Origin of the sequence: Dactylosporangium sp. CS-033363 (assembly GCF_050942475.1) — a bacterium.
Taxonomy (GTDB): domain Bacteria; phylum Actinomycetota; class Actinomycetes; order Mycobacteriales; family Micromonosporaceae; genus Dactylosporangium.
This window is the reverse complement of sequence record NZ_CP192032.1, coordinates 157,161-173,783: the sequence shown is the minus strand read 5'-3', so window position 1 is coordinate 173,783 and position 16,623 is coordinate 157,161. Positions and strand designations below refer to the sequence as shown.

Sequence of the window (16,623 nt, the reverse complement as noted above, 5' to 3'; positions counted from 1 at the left end):
GCCTAAGAGTCGTTGCGGACCGCGAAGATCGCGATGTCGTCCCGCGGCACCTCCGGCGAGAAGCTCAGCGTCCGCGCGCGCAGCCGGGCCGCCACCACGTCGGCCGGGAAGCCGTTGAGCAGCGCCGCCTCCTCGCGCAGCCGCTCCACGCCGAACAGGTCGATGCCCCGGCGCCGCTCGGTCACCCCGTCGGTGAAGAAGATCAGCGTGTCGCCCGGGTCGAGCAGGACCTGCGTGCGCGGGGTGTTGATGGTGTCGAGGAGGCCCAGCGCGGTACCACAGGCGCCGACGAGTTCGGTGGAACCGTCTGCGCGCAGCAGAACCGGCTGATCGTGCCCGGCGAGATGGAGCGTCACGTCGAGGCGGCCGTCCTGGCGGCGCAGGATCTGGGCCAGGCAGAGGGTGCAGAACCGCCCGCCGCCGCGCTCGAGCAGGGTCTCGTTGAGGCGCAGCAGCACCTCGGGCAGCGGCCGCCCGTCGCGGACCAGCACCCGGGTCACGTCGCGGACGAGCCCGGTCACGGTCGCCGCCTGCACGCCCTTGCCGGAGACGTCGCCCACCACGACGAGCCAGCGCCGGCCGGACAGCGGGAGCACGTCGTAGAAGTCGCCGCCGACCTCGACGCCCTCGCCGGTGGGCACGTACTCGGCGCCGAACTCGATCCCCTCGGCCCTGGGCAGCTGGGGCGGCAGCAGCGAGCGCTGCAGGGTCTGCGCGACGCGCCGGCGCTCCGCGTGGATGTTGGCGTTGTCGATGGCGAGCGCGGCGCGGCGGGCCACGTCCTCGACGACGGCCACCTCCTCGGCGCGCTGCCAGGTGTCCCCGCTGCCGCCGACGGCCAGGGTGCCGAGGTGCTGGTTGCGGGCGATCAGCGCGACGATGTAGCCCTCCAGGGGGGCTCCCAGCGGTACCACCGCGTCGGTTCCCATCGCCTCCTTGAGCTGCGGGGCGGCCTGGGCCAGCGCGTCGAGGAGATCGGCGACCTTGGACTCGTCGGCGTGCGTGGCGGCGGCCAGGCGCAGCTCGCCGCCCGCGTCGGCGGAGTGGATCGCGCACCACTGGCCGAGCCGCGGCACGACCAGCCGCGGGATCAGGGCCAGCGTGAGCTCGACGTCGAGGGACTGGGCGAGCAGCTCGCTGGCGTCGGCCAGGAAGGTCAGCCAGGTCCGGCGCTCGGCGTCGGCGCGGCGCAGGCGGTGGTTCTCGACCAGCAGCGTGAGCCGGTCGGCGGCCAGGGCGGTCAGCGGCCGCGCGTACGGGCTGGACCCCCCGCCGGCCACGAGCAGCTCGGCGCGCCACGGGCGGGTCACGCGCAGCGGCACCCTTCGACCGGTGTCCACACTCTCGCCCAGGCGGCCGTACGCGGAGACCGTGTGCGGCCCCTCGCCCTCGTCCACGGTCAGCGCGGCGCCCTGGGCCCCGATGGCCCGGCACAGCCGCTGCAGCAGCTCCTCGGCCAGCTCCTCCAGCGAGGCGCCGCGGCCGGACCAGATCAGCGCGTCGACCGCCGAGGGCAGGTCGAAACTCGGCACATCGGGGCGCTCCTGCGGGGTCACGTCGAGCCGGAACCAGACGCCCTTGCCCCCGTTGAAGTGCAGCGTGCCCCAAGCCGTGGCAAGCTGCTCGACGAGGAGCAGGCCGCGCCCGCGCTCGGGAAGCTCGCCGGTGGTCTCGGGAAAGCTCGGTGCGATGGTGCCCGGGCGGAAGTCGAGCACGGCGACCGTGATCGAGCCGTCGCCGACCGTGATCTCCAGGTCGAACTCGGTGCCGGCGTGCACGACGCTGTTGGTCGTGAGCTCGGTGACGAGGAGGAGGGCCTCGTCGAGGACGGGGAGGAGGTCCCGTTCGTGCGCGATCGTCCGGATCGCCTCGCGGGCCAGACCGGGAGAGCTATGGTCGGCCGGGAGCCTGAGCCTCCGGACGGTCTGGGTTGTCACATATCGCAGTCTCCACTGAACGGTGGTAACAATCCAACCTGAAGGACGACGATGGGTGGACACCGCCTGCCCCCGAGACCGGTGGAGACGCCATGACCACAGTCGACGAAGTCACCCAGAAGAGTCCGGAGACGATGCTCCTCGAGGAGCTGTCCGGGGCGCTGGACCGGTTGCTGTCCGGCGACCTGAAGATCAGATTGACCCGTCGCGACGGACTGCCGGGCGAGGTCGTCGAGCGCTTCAACCGGCTCGCCGAGATCAACCAGCACCAGACGCGCGAGCTGCTGCGCATCAGCCGGGTCGTCGGCCGCGAGGGCCGGATGACCGAGCGGCTCGACGAGGAGGGCTTCGAGGGGGCCTGGCTCGACCGCGTCCACGCGGTGAACTCCCTCATCGACGATCTTGGCCGCCCGACCACGGAGATCGCCCGCGTGATCGTGGCCGTGGCCGAGGGCGACCTGTCCCAGAAGCTGGCGCTGGAGATCGACGGGCGGCCGCTGCGCGGCGAGTTCCTGACCATCGGCCGTACGGTCAACACGATGGTCGACCAGCTCTCGTCCTTCGCCGACGAGGTGACCCGCGTGGCCCGCGAGGTCGGCACGGAAGGCAAGCTCGGCGGCCAGGCCCAGGTCACCGGCGTCGCCGGCACCTGGCGCGACCTCACCGACTCGGTGAACTCGATGGCCGCCAACCTCACCGGCCAGGTGCGGTCGATCTCCACGGCGGCGACGGCGGTGGCCCGCGGCGACCTGTCGCAGAAGATCACGGTGAGCGCCAAGGGCGAGATCGCCGAGCTGTCCGAGACGATCAACTCGCTCGTCGACACGCTGCGGATCTTCGCCGAGCAGGTGACCCGGGTGGCCCGCGAGGTCGGCACCGAGGGCAACCTCGGCGGCCAGGCCGAGGTGCCGGGCGTGGCCGGCACCTGGAAGGACCTCACGGACAACGTCAACTCGATGGCGTCCAACCTGACCAGCCAGGTCCGCAACATCGCCCAGGTCGCCACCGCCGTGGCCCGGGGCGACCTGTCGCAGAAGATCACGGTGGCCGCCCAGGGCGAGATCCTGGAGCTCAAGGACACCGTGAACACGATGGTGGACCAGCTCTCGTCGTTCGCCGACGAGGTGACCCGGGTGGCCCGCGAGGTCGGCACCGAGGGCAAGCTGGGCGGCCAGGCCCAGGTCACCGGCGTCGCCGGCACCTGGCGCGACCTCACCGACAGCGTCAACTTCATGGCCTCGAACCTCACCAGCCAGGTCCGCAACATCGCCCAGGTGTCCACGGCCGTGGCCCGGGGCGACCTGTCGCAGAAGATCACCGTCGACGCCCGCGGCGAGATCCTGGAGCTGAAATCGACCGTCAACACGATGGTCGACCAGCTCTCCTCGTTCGCCGACGAGGTGACCCGCGTCGCCCGCGAGGTCGGCACGGAAGGCAAGCTCGGCGGCCAGGCCCAGGTCACCGGCGTCGCCGGCACCTGGCGCGACCTCACCGACAACGTGAACTTCATGGCCTCGAACCTCACCAGCCAGGTCCGCAACATCGCCCAGGTCGCCACGGCCGTGGCCCGGGGCGACCTCTCGCAGAAGATCACGGTCGACGCCCGCGGCGAGATCCTGGAGCTCAAGAGCACGGTCAACACCATGGTCGACCAGCTCTCCTCGTTCGCCGACGAGGTGACCCGCGTCGCCCGCGAGGTCGGCACCGAGGGCAAGCTCGGCGGCCAGGCGCAGGTCCGCGGGGTCGCCGGCACGTGGCGCGACCTGACCGACAACGTGAACTTCATGGCCTCGAACCTCACGGCCCAGGTCCGCAACATCTCGCAGGTCGCGACGGCCGTGGCCCGCGGCGACCTCTCGCAGAAGATCACCGTCGACGCCCAGGGCGAGATCCTGGCCCTGAAGTCCACCGTCAACACGATGGTCGGCCAGCTCTCGTCGTTCGCCGACGAGGTCACGCGGGTCGCCCGCGAGGTCGGCACCGAGGGCAAGCTGGGCGGCCAGGCGCAGGTGAAGGGCGTCTCCGGCACCTGGCGCGACCTCACCGACAACGTGAACTCGATGGCGTCCAACCTGACCAGCCAGGTCCGCAACATCGCCCAGGTCACCACCGCAGTGGCCAAGGGCGACCTGTCGCAGAAGATCACGGTCGACGCGCACGGCGAGATCCTGGAGCTCAAGAGCACCGTCAACACGATGGTCGACCAGCTCTCCTCGTTCGCCGACGAGGTCACCCGGGTGGCCCGCGAGGTCGGCTCGGAGGGCAAGCTCGGCGGTCAGGCCCAGGTGAAGGGCGTCTCCGGCACCTGGCGGGACCTGACCGAGAACGTGAACCAGCTCGCCTCGACGCTGACCACCCAGCTGCGCGCCATCTCCCAGGTGTCAACGGCGGTGACCCGCGGCGACCTGACCCAGCGGATCGCGGTCGAGGCGCTCGGCGAGGTGGCCGAGCTCAAGGACAACATCAACCAGATGATCGTCACCCTGCGCGAGACCACGAAGAAGAACGCCGAGCAGGGCTGGCTGGACTCCAACCTGGCCCGGGTCGGCGGCCTGCTGCAGGGCCAGCGCGACCTCGGCGAGGTCTGCCGCATGATCATGGCCGAGGTGACCCCGCTGGTCGACGCCCAGATCGGGGCGTTCTTCCTGTCGGGCGCCGACCCGGACAGCGGGCTGCGGCTGCGGCTGGAGGCGTCGTACGGGTACGTGGCCCCCGGCACTGACATCAGCTTCGCCCCCGGCGAGGGCCTGATCGGCCAGGCGTCGCTGTCCCGCCGGGCGATCCGCGTGCAGGCCGACCCCGCCGCCCGGATGCGGGTGCGCTCCGGCGTCACCGAGACCGCGCCGGCCGATCTGGTCGTGCTGCCGGTGCTCTTCGAGGGCGAGCCGCTGGGCGTGATCGAGTTCGGGACCGTGTCGCCGTTCAGCGAGCTGCACCTGTCCTTCCTCGACCGGCTGGTGGTCACCATCGGCGTGGCGCTCAAGACGATCCTGGCCAACCGGCGCACGGAGGAGCTGCTCTCCCAGTCCCAGCGGCTCACCGAGGAGCTGCAGGACCAGTCGGCGGAGCTGCAGCGCACCAACGCCGAGCTGGAGGAGAAGGCGACGCTGCTGTCGGAGCAGAAGGGCAACATCGAGAAGCAGAACCGCGAGATCGAGATGGCCCGGCTCGGCCTGGAGGAGAAGGCGCAGCAGCTGGCGCAGGCCTCGCAGTACAAGTCGGAGTTCCTGGCCAACATGAGCCACGAGCTGCGGACGCCGCTCAACTCGATGCTGCTGCTGTCCCGCCTGCTGGCCGACAACCCGGACACCAACCTGACCGCCCGGCAGATCGAGTTCGCGGCGACGATCCACAACGCCGGCTCCGACCTGCTGGCGCTCATCGACGACATCCTCGACCTGTCCAAGATCGAGGCGGGCCGGATGGACGTCGAGCCGGGCGAGGTCTCGTTCGAGGAGATCCGGGCCTACGTCGAGCAGGCGTTCGCCCCGCAGGCCGAGGACAAGGGCCTGGAGTTCACGGTGGTGGCCGACATGGCGCTGCCGCCGGCGATCGTCACCGACCCCCAGCGGCTCCAGCAGATCCTGCGCAACCTGGTCTCCAACGCGGTCAAGTTCACCGACCACGGCGGGGTGACGCTGCACATCGGCGTCGCGCCGGCCGGCCTGGACTTCACCGCGCCGACACTGGCCGGGGCCCGCCGGGTGATCCAGTTCGCCGTCTCCGACACCGGCATCGGCATCTCGGACGACAAGGTGGCCCTCATCTTCGAGGCGTTCCAGCAGGCGGACGGGACGACCAGCCGGAAGTACGGCGGAACCGGCCTCGGGCTGTCGATCAGCCGCGAGCTGGCCCGCCTGCTCGGCGGCGCGATCGGGGTCACCTCCGAGGTCGGGCACGGGGCGACGTTCACGCTGTACCTCCCGGACGTCATCGCCACCGAGGTCACGCCCGCCCTGCACCCGGCGCTGCCGGCCCTGCCGATGCAGCCGCCGGCGCTGCCGGTCAACCGGCCGTTGCCCGCCGCGCCGCCGATGCTGCGCTCGGTGCCCTCGGCCGAGCGCCGCTCGACCGCCGCCGCCCACGAGCTCGACGGGGCCACGGTGCTCATCGTCGACGACGACGTGCGCAACGTCTTCGCGCTCACCAGCGCGCTGGAGCTGCACGGGATGACGGTGCTGTACGCCGACAACGGCTCCGACGGGGTCCGCATCCTCTCCGAGCACCCGGACGTCGACATCGTGCTGATGGACGCGATGATGCCCGACCTGGACGGCAACGAGACGACCCGAGCGATCCGGCGCAACCGGCGCTTCGCCGAGCTGCCGGTGGTGTTCCTGACCGCCAAGGCGATGCCCGGCGACCGGGAGTCCTCGCTGGCCGCCGGGGCCAGCGACTACATCACCAAGCCGGTCGACCTCGACGAGTTGCTCGATGTGATGGCAGCCTGGGTGAACGGAGAAGGCAGGGCGGTCTAACCAGGTATAGATTGCTTTGGTGACTGGACCGGATCGGCCCGCCAAGGTGCTGCTCGTGGACGACCGGCGGGACAACCTGCTCGCCCTCGAGGCGATCCTGCAGGGCCTGCCGGTCCAGACGGTCGGCGCCGACAGCGGCGAGGACGCGCTGAAGCGGCTGCTCGTGGACGACTTCGCGCTCATCCTGCTCGATGCCCAAATGCCGACCATGGATGGGTTCGAGACGGCCCGGCACATCAAGCGCCGGGAGAAGACCCGGCATGTGCCGATCATCTTCCTGACGGCCGCCGACCGGGACTCGCACCTGGCCCTGCGCGGCTATGCGGCCGGCGCGGTGGACTACCTCACCAAGCCGTTCGACCCGTGGGTACTGCGCGCCAAGGTCTCCGTCTTCGTCGAACTGTGGACGATGACCCAGCAGCTGGCGGCCCAGTCGGAGCTCGTCCGGCGGCGCGATGCCGAACTGCGCGCGGTCGGGGTGGCCGTGGACGAGGCGACCGCCCTGCTCAAGGGCGGCCTGGCGGCCGACGGCGAGCTGGGCCGGGAGCAGGTCGAGAAGGCGATGGCGGCGCTGGCGAAGGCCAGGGCGAAGCTCTAGACCTCTTGGATCATGAGCGCGTTGCGCAGCCCGGTGATGTCCAGCACCCGGATCAGGAACGCGCCCACGTTCACCAGCACCAGGTAGCTCTGCGCGAGCGCGGCCTTGCGGCTGAGCACCACGAGCGTGCCCAGGCCCTGCGAGTCACAGAATGTGACGCCCGCCATGTCGAGCACCACGCGGGCCGGCGGCTCGTTGAGCACCTCATCGACCGCCGCGGCCAGCCGGGGGACGGTCGACATGTCGATCTCGCCGGTCAGCGACACGACGGTCTCGCTCGGTGCTCGGCGCACGGCGACGGAGAGATCGGGGCGATCCACGACACCAGGGTATATCTGATCAGCGGCCACAGTGGTGTCGGGCACACGGCGCCGAGGGTCGCGCGCCGCCGTTCGTGAACGGCTGTCAGAATGGGCAGGCTGTGACCGATATTGACACCGCCGGTCTCGGCCCGTACGCGGGCGACGCACCGGCCTCGCAGACCCTGTTCGACCGCGCCCGGGCCATCGTGCCGGGTGGGGTGAATTCACCTGTCCGGGCCTTCCGGGCGGTCGGGGGCACCCCGCGCTTCATCGTCGGCGGCTCCGGCTGCTGGCTCACCGACGCCGACGGCCGGCGCTACCTGGACCTCGTCTGCTCGTGGGGGCCGCTGATCCTCGGCCACGCCCACCCCGAGGTCGTCGCCGCGATCACCGCGGCCGCCGCCCGTGGCACCAGCTTCGGCACCCCGACCCCGGGCGAGGTCGACCTGGCCGAGGAGATCGTCGCCCGGACCGCGGTCGACCAGGTCCGCCTGGTCAACTCCGGCACCGAGGCCACGATGAGCGCCCTGCGCCTCGCGCGCGGGTTCACCGGCCGGCCGAAGGTGGTCAAGTTCGCCGGCTGCTACCACGGGCACGTCGACGCGCTGCTGGTCGCGGCCGGGTCCGGGGTGGCCACGCTGGCGCTGCCGGACTCGCCGGGCGTCACCGGGGCGGCGGCGGGCGACACGCTCGTGCTGCCGTACAACGACGTCCCCGCGCTCGAGGCCGCCTTCGAGGCGCACGGCGACCAGATCGCCGCCGTGATCACCGAGGCCGCGGCCGGGAACATGGGCGTGGTCGCGCCCCGCGACGGGTTCAACGCGCGGCTCGCGGAGCTCGCGCACCGCCACGGTGCCCTGCTGATCCTGGACGAGGTCATGACCGGCTTCCGGGTCAGCCGCGGCGGCTGGGCCGGGCTGGAGCCGGTGGACGCGGACCTGTACACCTTCGGCAAGGTCATGGGCGGTGGCATGCCGGCCGCGGCGTTCGGCGGGCGGGCCGAGATCATGGCGCGGCTGGCCCCGGCCGGACCGGTGTACCAGGCCGGGACCCTCTCCGGAAACCCGCTGGCCTGCGCGGCGGGCCTGACCACGCTGCGCCTCGCGACCCCCGAGGTCTACGCGCGCCTGGACGCGACGGCCGCGACGATCTCGAAGCTGGCCTCCGACGCCCTTGGTTCCGCCGGTGTACCGCACGTGCTGTCCACCGCCGGCAACATGTTCTCGATCTTCTTCACGGACCGGCCGGTGCACTCGTTCGCCGAGGCGCAGACTCAGGACGTGGCCGCGTTCCGGGCCTTCTTCCACGCGATGCTCGAGCGGGGCGTCTACCTGCCGCCGAGCGCGTACGAGTCCTGGTTCGTCTCCACCGCGATCGACGACGAGGCGCTGGGCGTGCTCGAGGCGGCCCTGCCGCACGCGGCCCGGGCGGCGGCGCAGGTGGTGGCGGCGTGAAAACCATCGTCCACGTGCTGCGCCACGGCGAGGTCTACAACCCGGACAAGATCCTCTACGGCCGGCTGCCCGGCTACCGGCTGTCCGAACTCGGCGTGCAGATGGCCAAGGCCGCGGCCGAGTCGCTGGCCGGGCGCGACATCACGCACCTGGTCGCCAGCCCGCTGGAGCGCGCGCAGCAGACCGCCGAGCCGTTCGCCGAGCAGCTCGGGCTGCCGGTCGCGGTCGACGAGCGGCTGATCGAGAGCGCGAACTTCTTCGAGGGCAAGCGGGTCGGGGTGGGCGACGGCTCGCTCAAGGACCCGCGCAACTGGTGGGTGCTGCGCGACCCGGTGACCCCCTCGTGGGGCGAGCCGTACAACGTGATCGCGGGCCGGATGTACCAGGCGCTGCTCGCCGCCCGCGAGGCGGCCGAGGGGCACGAGGCCGTGTGCGTCTCGCACCAGCTGCCCATCTGGACGCTGCGCCGCAGCGTGGAGAAGAAGCGGCTGTGGCACGACCCGCGGCGCCGCGAGTGCCAGCTGGCCAGCCTCACCAGCTTCCACTTCGAGGACACCAAGATCGTCGGGATCGCGTACAGCGAGCCGGCCGCGCACCTGATCGCCCTGTCCGCCTCGGCCCGCAACGCCAAGGGTGCCTGAGATGCGGCGCGCCCTGGTGCTGATGCTGGTGCTCGCGCTGGCGGCGTGCAGTAGCAGTACACCCAAGAATGCCCTCGGCAGCCGCAAGATCGCGGTGGCCGACCGGGTCGCCGCCCCCACGATGGGCGGCGAGCTGATGGACGGCTCGGGCCGGTTCGAGCTGGCCCAGCACAAGGGCCAGGTGGTGGTCGTGAACTTCTGGGCCTCCTACTGCCCGCCGTGCCGCTCCGAGGCGCCCGAGCTGGAGAAGGTGCTCGCGGCGACCAAGGCCGACGGCGTCACGTTCATCGGCGTCAATGTGCGCGACCAGCGCGGCAAGGCCGAGGCCTACCTGTCCGACGTCAAGCCGACGTACGGCAGCATCTTCGACCCCTCCGCCGCGCTCGCCCTGAACTTCGACGTGCCGCCGAACTCGATCCCGGCCACGCTGGTGGTCGACAAGGCCGGCCGGATCGCCGCGGTCATGCGCTCCGAGGTCGACCAGGCCCTGCTGGAGCCGATCGTCCGCGACCTGCTGGCCGAGCAGGCCTGACATGGACGCCGGCACGGTCGCGGAAAGCGGCCCCCTGCTGCTCGCCGTCGGCGTGGCGGCGCTGGCCGGGCTGGTCAGCTTCCTGTCGCCGTGCATCCTGCCGCTGGTGCCGGGCTACCTGTCGTACGTCACCGGGCTGGCCGGGGCCGACCTGGACTCGGGCAAGCGGCGCGGCAGGGTGCTGGCCGGCGTCGGGCTGTTCATCGCCGGCTTCTCCGCGGTCTTCATCGGCCTGATCATCCTGGCCACCCGGGCCGCGATGACGCTGGTCGTGCACCGCCGGCTGATCGAGGTGATCGTCGGCGCGGCCGTGATCGTGCTCGGCCTGGCGTTCATCGGCCTGGTCCCGGGCCTGGAGCGGCAATGGCGGATCCAGCGGCTCCCGTCGGCGGGCCTGGTCGGCGCCCCGGTCCTCGGCGTCGTCTTCGCGCTGTCCTGGGCCCCGTGCACCGGCCCCACCCTGGGCGCCATGATCGCGCTCGGCTCCACCAGCGGCTCGCAGGCCCGCGCGATCACGCTCGCGGTCGCGTACTCGCTGGGCATCGGCATCCCCTTCATCGCCATGGGGCTGGGCTTCCAGCGGCTCATCGGGGTCGTGAAGTTCATCCGCCGCAACAGTCAATGGGTCACCCGCATCGGCGGGGGCCTGCTCGTGCTGATCGGCCTCGCCCTGGTCACCGGCGTCTGGAGCTCCCTCATGACCGCCCTGCAGGCCAACATCGGCCCGGCCGGAACGGTGCCGATCTGATGCGCTGGGTCTACCACACCACCGTGTCCGTGGCCCGCCGCGCCTGGCGCCAGCTGACCAGCATGCGCACGGCCCTCGTCCTGCTGTTCCTGCTGGCCGTGGCCGCGATCCCGGGCTCGGTGCTGCCGCAGCGCAACGTGTCGCCGGAGAAGGTCGAGACCTACCTCGACACGCACCGGCAGTGGGGGCCGACGCTCGACCGGCTCTCGTTCTTCGACGTGTACGGCTCGCCCTGGTTCTCGGCGATCTACCTGCTGCTGTTCGTCTCGCTGGTCGGCTGCCTCGTGCCCCGGTTCCGCGGGCATATTTCGGCGCTGGTGAAGGTACCCCCGAAGGCTCCGGCACGTTTTGAGCGGCTGCCGCAGCACGCCACGCTCTCCGAGTCCGGCGCCCCCGCCGACGCCGACCGCATCCGCGCCATGCTGCGCAAGCGCCGCTTCCGCACCGCGGTGCGCCGGGACGGCGACGTCATCGAGATCTCGGCCGAGAAGGGCTACCTGAAGGAGACCGGCAACCTGGTCTTCCACTTCGCCCTGCTCTCGCTGCTCTTCGGCGTCGCGTACGGCTCGTGGTTCGGCTGGCACGGCAACCGCATCCTGGTCCAGGGCGACGACTTCGCCTTCTGCAACACGCTGCTGAACTACGACGAGCACGCGCTGGGCGCCCAGGTCGGCGAGAACGACCTGCCCCGCTTCTGCCTGCGGCTGGACAAGTTCAACGCGACCTACCTCGACAACGGCCAGCCGGTGACGTACAAAGCGGACGTCAACGTGACCCAGAACGGCACGTCGGGCGAGCAGCTCCTGCAGGTCAACGACCCGCTGCGGCTCGACGGGGCGAACGTCTCGCTGCTGGGCCACGGCTACGCGCCGATCCTGCGCTACACCGACAAGTACGGGAAGGTCTCCGAGGACGTCTCCTCGTTCCTCCCCCAGGACGGCCTGCTCACCAGCCAGGGCGTGTCGACGTTCCCGGACGTGAACATCAACCCGCAGACCGGCACCCGCGACGACAAGGCGCAGATCGGCTTCTCCGGCATCTACCTGCCGACCGTCCCGGCCGACCCGTCGGTCAACTCCAGCGCCTTCCCGGCCGAGAACGATCCAAGACTCATGCTGCAGCCGTACCGCGGTGTGCTCGGCTTCGACGCCGGCGCCCCGCTGTCGGTGTACACCCTCGACACGCGCCAGATCGACGCCGGCCGCCTCGAGAAGTTCGGCGACCCCCTGATGCTCAAGCCCGGCGAGACGGGCAAGCTCCCCGACGGCACCTCCGTGCAGTTCGTCGGCACCGCCCAGTGGATCAGCATCTCGGTCCGCCACGACCCGGGCCAGCCGATCGTGCTGGGCGGGGCGATCGCCCTGCTGGCCGGCCTGCTCGGCTCGCTGACCGGCAAGCGCCGCCGGGTCTTCTTCCGCATCGCCCCGACCGGCATCACGGCGGGCGGCCTGCCGCGCAGCGACCACCCCGGTTTCGCCGAGGAATTCGCCGATCTGGTGCGCGCGGCTGCCCCCACTGCTTCGGTGCCGGAGCAGGTGGCGCAGACTGACAACGTCGAGGAGGTTGTGTGATGGGCGGGTTGTCGAACCAGCTGTTGGTCGTCACGATCTTTTGCTACGTGCTGGCGATGATGGCGTACGCCATCGAGTACGCCTTCGGCGGCCGCGGCGTCGTGGCCCGCCAGGCGGTGCGCCAGCCCGCGCTCGTTGGCGGTGGGTCCGACATTTCGGACATCCCGTCCGAGGCGGTTGCCGCCGCACCTTCCAAGGGCGCCCGCAGGGCCGGCATAGCCGCGATCGCCCTGATGCTCCTCGGCTACCTGGCCCACGTAGGCGCCCTGGTGACCCGGGGCATCGCCGCGGACCGCGCCCCCTGGGGCAACATGTACGAGTTCGTGATGATGGCCACCGCGGTCGGGATGACCGCCTGGCTGGTCGTCATGGCCCGCTGGTCCCACCTGCGCCACCTGGGCCTGTTCGTCACTCTGGTGGCGGCGATCCTGCTGTCGGTCGCGGGCATGAGCCTGTACGTCCCGGTCGGCCCCCTGGTGCCCGCCCTGCACTCGTACTGGCTGGTCATCCACGTGGGCGCGGCCTCGACCGCCTCGGGCATCTTCCTGGTCGGCTTCGTCGCCGCCGCGATGCACCTGATCCGCATGGGCTACGACGCCGGCAAGACCCGCTTCCCGTACTCCCTGGGCGAGCGCCTCCCGGACCCGGCCGTGCTGGAGCGCGTCACGTTCCGCGTCCACGCCTTCGCCTTCCCGATCTGGACCTTCGGCGTCATCTCGGGCGCGATCTGGGCGGAAGCCGCCTGGGGCCGCTACTGGAACTGGGACCCGAAGGAGATCTGGTCCTTCATCGCCTGGGTCGTGTACGCCTGCTACCTCCACGCCCGCTCGACCCCGAGCATCTCGCGGCGGGTCACGTCGTGGATCGCCGTGGTCGGCTGGGCAACCATGCTGATCAACCTCTTCGGCGTCAACCTGGTCGCCAACGGCCTGCACTCCTACGCCGGCGTCTGACGCAGCGTCCCCGGCCGGCGGGTTCGGGGAGTGGTCGGGGTCGTGCGCGCCGGTAGGCAGCGCACGACCAGGCGCCGCACCCGTAGCACGGCAGCCACCAGCGCTCGGACGGCGGCAGGGGGTGGCGGCAGGCCCACCGCCGAACGGACCCCGGGCATCAACAGGGTGCCGATGACGGGGCGGACCAGCCAGCGCAGCCAGGCATGCACCCGTTCGCGGGCCATTGCCAGCGTGCGTTCGCTGCACAGGCGGCCCGCGTCGGAGAAGGCGAACTCCGACTCGCGAGCGGCCAGATAGTCGAATGGGTCCGCGGGGAAGTCGCGGACGCCCATGCGCCGGCCCAACTCCGCGTAGAAGGTGAACAGCGCCGCGCGCTCGACAGCGGTCAACGGGCGGTGGCCGTACGAGTCCAGCCAGCGGATCAGCGTCACCGGCAGGGCGACCAGGGCGAAGCGGTTGTGCTCCGCCGTCACCAGACCACCGCGATGGCCCCGGTTCACGAAGCGCAGAATCTCGCGGCCCCGCGGCGAATCCAGGCCGTGCTCAACCAGGTCGCCGAAGGTCAGCGACGTGACCTCGGAGCGGGTGAACAGGCTCGACGTCGAGCCCACGACCACGGCGGTCGGCGGCCAGGCGTACAGGTGCCAGATCATGAGCCGGCCCGCCATGCGGACGTCCCAGGGGAAGTCGTAGAACATCAGGCGGCGGACGGTTTCCTGGTAGGCGGGCTCCACGCCGCCCGAGGGTAGCTACTTGGTCTTGGTGATCGAGGTTGCTGTCACGGAGCCGTCAGCGGACTGGCCCTGGACGGTGACCGTCGAGCCCGCCGTCAGGTCCTTCAGGGCGCCCGGGGCGGAGACCGTGGTCTTGTCGCTCGTCTTCACGATCACCGTCTGGCCGTCGGCGGTCTCCACGTACACCGTGGTGCCGTCGACCAGCTTGACCGTGCCCGTGACGCCACTGCGGGCGCCCGCACCGGTGCCGCCGTTCCCGGTGCCAGTGCCGGTGCCGCCGCCGGTGCCCTGGCCGCCGCCGAAGTTGCCGCGGCCCGCGAAGGCGCTGGCCAACGCGGCCGGGTTGGCGCCACCGGCCGGGCCCGACGCGGCGGGTGCGGTGCCGTAGCTCTTCTGGACCTGGGCGCCGCCTACGAAGCCGACCACCAGCAGGGCCACGCCGGCCAGCGCGTACGTGGCGCGGTTGGCCAAGCGGCGCGGGGCGGCCTTGGCGATGCGCTCGTTCAGGTCGTCGTCCAGCGGCGGCTCGGCGAGCAAATCCGGTTCATCATCCGAAGTGACAAGCGGCAGGAGCTCAGTGTCATCAGAAGAGGGCTCATAGGGCAAAGCATCCGGACGGCGAAAGGGCGAAGCGGCGTGACTCACGAATACTCCTCAGCGAAGAAGCCGTGCGGATGGGACCAGGTTGCGATGCCCGCGGGGGGTTTGGCACCGCAACCGGGACCGACCCGCGCGGGAAAGAAGGACTTACTCGTACCGAAGCGCCTCGATCGGCCGCAGGCCCGCCGCCCGCGAGGCCGGGTAGCTGCCGAAGAACAGGCCGATCGCGACCGAGAAGCCGAGGGCCAGCGCGACCGAGCTGGGCACGATGACGGGCTTGATGCTCACGATGGTGAACTGGCTGCCGATCACCGCCGCGGCCACGCCGAGCAGGCCGCCGATGAGCGACAGCACCGTCGCCTCGACCAGGAACTGGGTGAGGATGGTGCGCTTGGGCGCGCCCAGGGCCTTGCGGATGCCGATTTCCCGGGTCCGCTCGGTGACCGTCACCATCATGATGTTCGTGATGCCGATGCCGCCGACCAGCAGGCTGATGCCGGCCACCGCGCCGAGGAGCAGGGTGAAGGTCTCCGCCGTGTTGGCGCGGGTCTCCAGCAGCTGTGACTGGTTCAGGATCCGGTACGCCGAAGTCGACGACGTCCCGCTCACGTTCAGCTTCTCGTTGAGGATCGCGGTGATCTCGGACTGCGCCTCGCTCACCGCGTCCGGGGAGGTGGCCTGGACGAGGAGCTGGTTGAGCGAGCCGTACCCGGTCAGCGACTCCTGCACCGCGCTCACCGGCGCCATGGCCACGTCGTTCGGGTCGTTGAAGCCGCTGCCGCCCTTCGCCGCGAGCACCCCGATGACCGTGAAGAGCTTGCCCGACACGGTGATCTGCTTGGAGAGCGGGTCGACGGTGCCGAAGAGCTCCTCGGCGACGGTCGAGCCGAGCACCACCACCTTGCGCGAGTCCTTGACGTCGTCGTCGGTGAAGAGGGCGCCCTTGGCGAGCTTGAAGTTCGACGCCGCCACGTAGCCGGGATAGGTACCCACGAACTGCGTGATGGTGTGGTCCGTGCCCTCGTAGGTCGCCGCCTGCGAGCCGCTCACCACGGGCGAGACGCTCTTCACGTGCGGGGCGTCGTCCTTGTTCTCCAGGGCCGGGACGAGGTCCATGTTCAGCGCGGTGTTCTGGGTCGAGGCCGCCCCGCGCGCGCCGCCGCCGGCTCCGGCCGTCACGGTGAGCGTGTTGGTGCCCAGCGACTCGATCTGGTTCTGCACCGCCTGGGCGGAGCCGTTGCCGACCGCCACGAGCAGGATGACCGCCGCGACGCCGATCAGGATGCCCAGCACGGTGAGGCTGGAGCGCAGCTTGTTGGCGGTGATCGCGCGCAGCGCGAAGCGGATGGTCTCGAAGATGTTCACTTCTGCCGCACATCCTGGACGATGCGTCCGTCGACCAGCCGGATCAGCCGCTTGGCGTGCTCGGCGACGTCCGGCTCGTGAGTGATCAGCACGATGGTGCGGCCCGACCGGTTGAGCCGGTCGAAGACGCCGAGCACGTCGTTGGTGGACTGGGTGTCGAGGTTGCCCGTCGGCTCGTCGGCGAGCACCAGGGCCGGCGCCGTGACCAGCGCCCGGGCCACCGCGACGCGCTGCTGCTGGCCGCCGGAGAGCTGGTTGGGCTCGTGGTCCTCGCGATCGGCCAGGCCGACCATGGCCAGGGCGGCGCGGGCGCGGCGGCGGCGCTCGGCCGCCTTGACCCCGGCGTACGCGAGCGGGAGCTCCACGTTGGCCAGCGCCGTCGTACGGGCGATCAGGTTGAACGACTGGAACACGAAGCCGATCCGCCGGTTGCGCACCAGGGCGAGCTGGCGGTCGTTGAGCCGGCTGACGTCGACCCCGTCGAGCAGGTACTGCCCCGTCGTCGGGATGTCCAGGCAGCCCAGGATGTTCATGAGCGTCGACTTGCCGGAGCCCGACGAGCCCATGATCGCGATGTAGTCGCCGCGCTCGACGGTCAGCGACACGCCCCGCAGCGCGTGCACCTCGGTCTCGCCCTGCCCGTAGATCTTCTTGACGTCCTGGATGTCGAGGACCGGCTTCGTGGCGACTGGCGTCTCGGTGAGCGTCAT

At 71.0% G+C, this 16,623-nt stretch carries 14 protein-coding genes; 8 read left to right on the top strand and 6 right to left on the bottom strand.

Going from position 1 to position 16,623, the window contains the following annotated elements; genetic code table 11:
• Window positions 1–2: 2 nt before the first annotated feature.
• The gene (locus tag ACQPZ4_RS00850) at window positions 3–1,937 is read right to left on the bottom strand and encodes a SpoIIE family protein phosphatase (protein WP_433054627.1); all 1,935 of its coding nucleotides are present in this window, start codon (window positions 1,935–1,937) and stop codon (window positions 3–5) included.
• A 92-nt stretch (window positions 1,938–2,029) separates the two neighbouring features.
• Between ACQPZ4_RS00850 and ACQPZ4_RS00845 the strand changes: the two genes are divergently transcribed.
• Window positions 2,030–6,415 (top strand): HAMP domain-containing protein, encoded by a 4,386-nt coding sequence (locus ACQPZ4_RS00845; RefSeq protein WP_433054624.1) that lies wholly within the window; start codon window positions 2,030–2,032, stop codon window positions 6,413–6,415.
• Between the two features lie 19 nt (window positions 6,416–6,434).
• Complete coding sequence (locus tag ACQPZ4_RS00840; RefSeq protein ID WP_433054621.1) at window positions 6,435–7,013, top strand: response regulator; 579 nt, start codon at window positions 6,435–6,437, stop codon at window positions 7,011–7,013.
• Here the strand turns inward: ACQPZ4_RS00840 and ACQPZ4_RS00835 are convergent.
• Complete coding sequence (locus ACQPZ4_RS00835) at window positions 7,010–7,333, bottom strand: STAS domain-containing protein (protein ID WP_433054618.1); 324 nt, start codon at window positions 7,331–7,333, stop codon at window positions 7,010–7,012. The genes ACQPZ4_RS00840 and ACQPZ4_RS00835 overlap by 4 nt on opposite strands.
• Window positions 7,334–7,434: 101 nt before the next feature.
• On the opposite strand from ACQPZ4_RS00835, the gene hemL reads away from it, so the two are divergent.
• From hemL to ccsB, 6 genes are read left to right on the top strand one after another with little or no spacing between them, the layout of a single operon-like run.
• On the top strand, window positions 7,435–8,769 hold the full coding sequence (gene hemL / locus ACQPZ4_RS00830) for a glutamate-1-semialdehyde 2,1-aminomutase (RefSeq protein ID WP_433054615.1): 1,335 nt from the start codon (window positions 7,435–7,437) through the stop codon (window positions 8,767–8,769).
• Window positions 8,770–8,774: 5 nt separating this feature from the next.
• Entirely contained in the window at window positions 8,775–9,410 is a 636-nt protein-coding gene (locus tag ACQPZ4_RS00825) for a histidine phosphatase family protein (RefSeq protein WP_433066102.1), read from the top strand.
• Between the two features lies 1 nt (window position 9,411).
• Window positions 9,412–9,942, top strand: a complete 531-nt coding sequence (locus ACQPZ4_RS00820) for a TlpA family protein disulfide reductase (RefSeq protein ID WP_433054612.1) — start codon at window positions 9,412–9,414, stop codon at window positions 9,940–9,942.
• A gap of 1 nt (window position 9,943) precedes the next feature.
• Window positions 9,944–10,690 (top strand): cytochrome c biogenesis CcdA family protein, encoded by a 747-nt coding sequence (locus ACQPZ4_RS00815; protein ID WP_433054609.1) that lies wholly within the window; start codon window positions 9,944–9,946, stop codon window positions 10,688–10,690.
• Window positions 10,627–12,261: a cytochrome c biogenesis protein ResB gene (gene resB, locus ACQPZ4_RS00810; RefSeq protein WP_433066099.1), complete on the top strand. Its 1,635-nt coding sequence runs from the start codon at window positions 10,627–10,629 to the stop codon at window positions 12,259–12,261. The genes ACQPZ4_RS00815 and resB overlap by 64 nt, the downstream gene beginning before the upstream one ends.
• A complete protein-coding gene (ccsB, locus tag ACQPZ4_RS00805) occupies window positions 12,261–13,214 on the top strand; it encodes a c-type cytochrome biogenesis protein CcsB (protein ID WP_433054606.1) in 954 nt (317 codons plus the stop codon). The genes resB and ccsB overlap by 1 nt, the downstream gene beginning before the upstream one ends.
• Here the strand turns inward: ccsB and ACQPZ4_RS00800 are convergent.
• From ACQPZ4_RS00800 to ACQPZ4_RS00785, 4 genes are all read right to left on the bottom strand, one after another.
• A complete protein-coding gene (locus ACQPZ4_RS00800) occupies window positions 13,199–13,948 on the bottom strand; it encodes an oxygenase MpaB family protein (protein WP_433054603.1) in 750 nt (249 codons plus the stop codon). The genes ccsB and ACQPZ4_RS00800 overlap by 16 nt on opposite strands.
• Window positions 13,949–13,963: 15 nt before the next feature.
• Window positions 13,964–14,485, bottom strand: a complete 522-nt coding sequence (locus ACQPZ4_RS00795; protein WP_433054600.1) for a hypothetical protein — start codon at window positions 14,483–14,485, stop codon at window positions 13,964–13,966.
• A 210-nt stretch (window positions 14,486–14,695) separates the two neighbouring features.
• Window positions 14,696–15,913, bottom strand: a complete 1,218-nt coding sequence (locus ACQPZ4_RS00790) for an ABC transporter permease (protein ID WP_433054597.1) — start codon at window positions 15,911–15,913, stop codon at window positions 14,696–14,698.
• Window positions 15,910–16,623 carry an ABC transporter ATP-binding protein gene (locus ACQPZ4_RS00785; protein ID WP_433054594.1) on the bottom strand — a complete coding sequence of 238 codons (714 nt, stop codon included), beginning with the start codon at window positions 16,621–16,623 and terminating at the stop codon, window positions 15,910–15,912. Before ACQPZ4_RS00785 ends, ACQPZ4_RS00790 begins: the two co-directional genes overlap by 4 nt.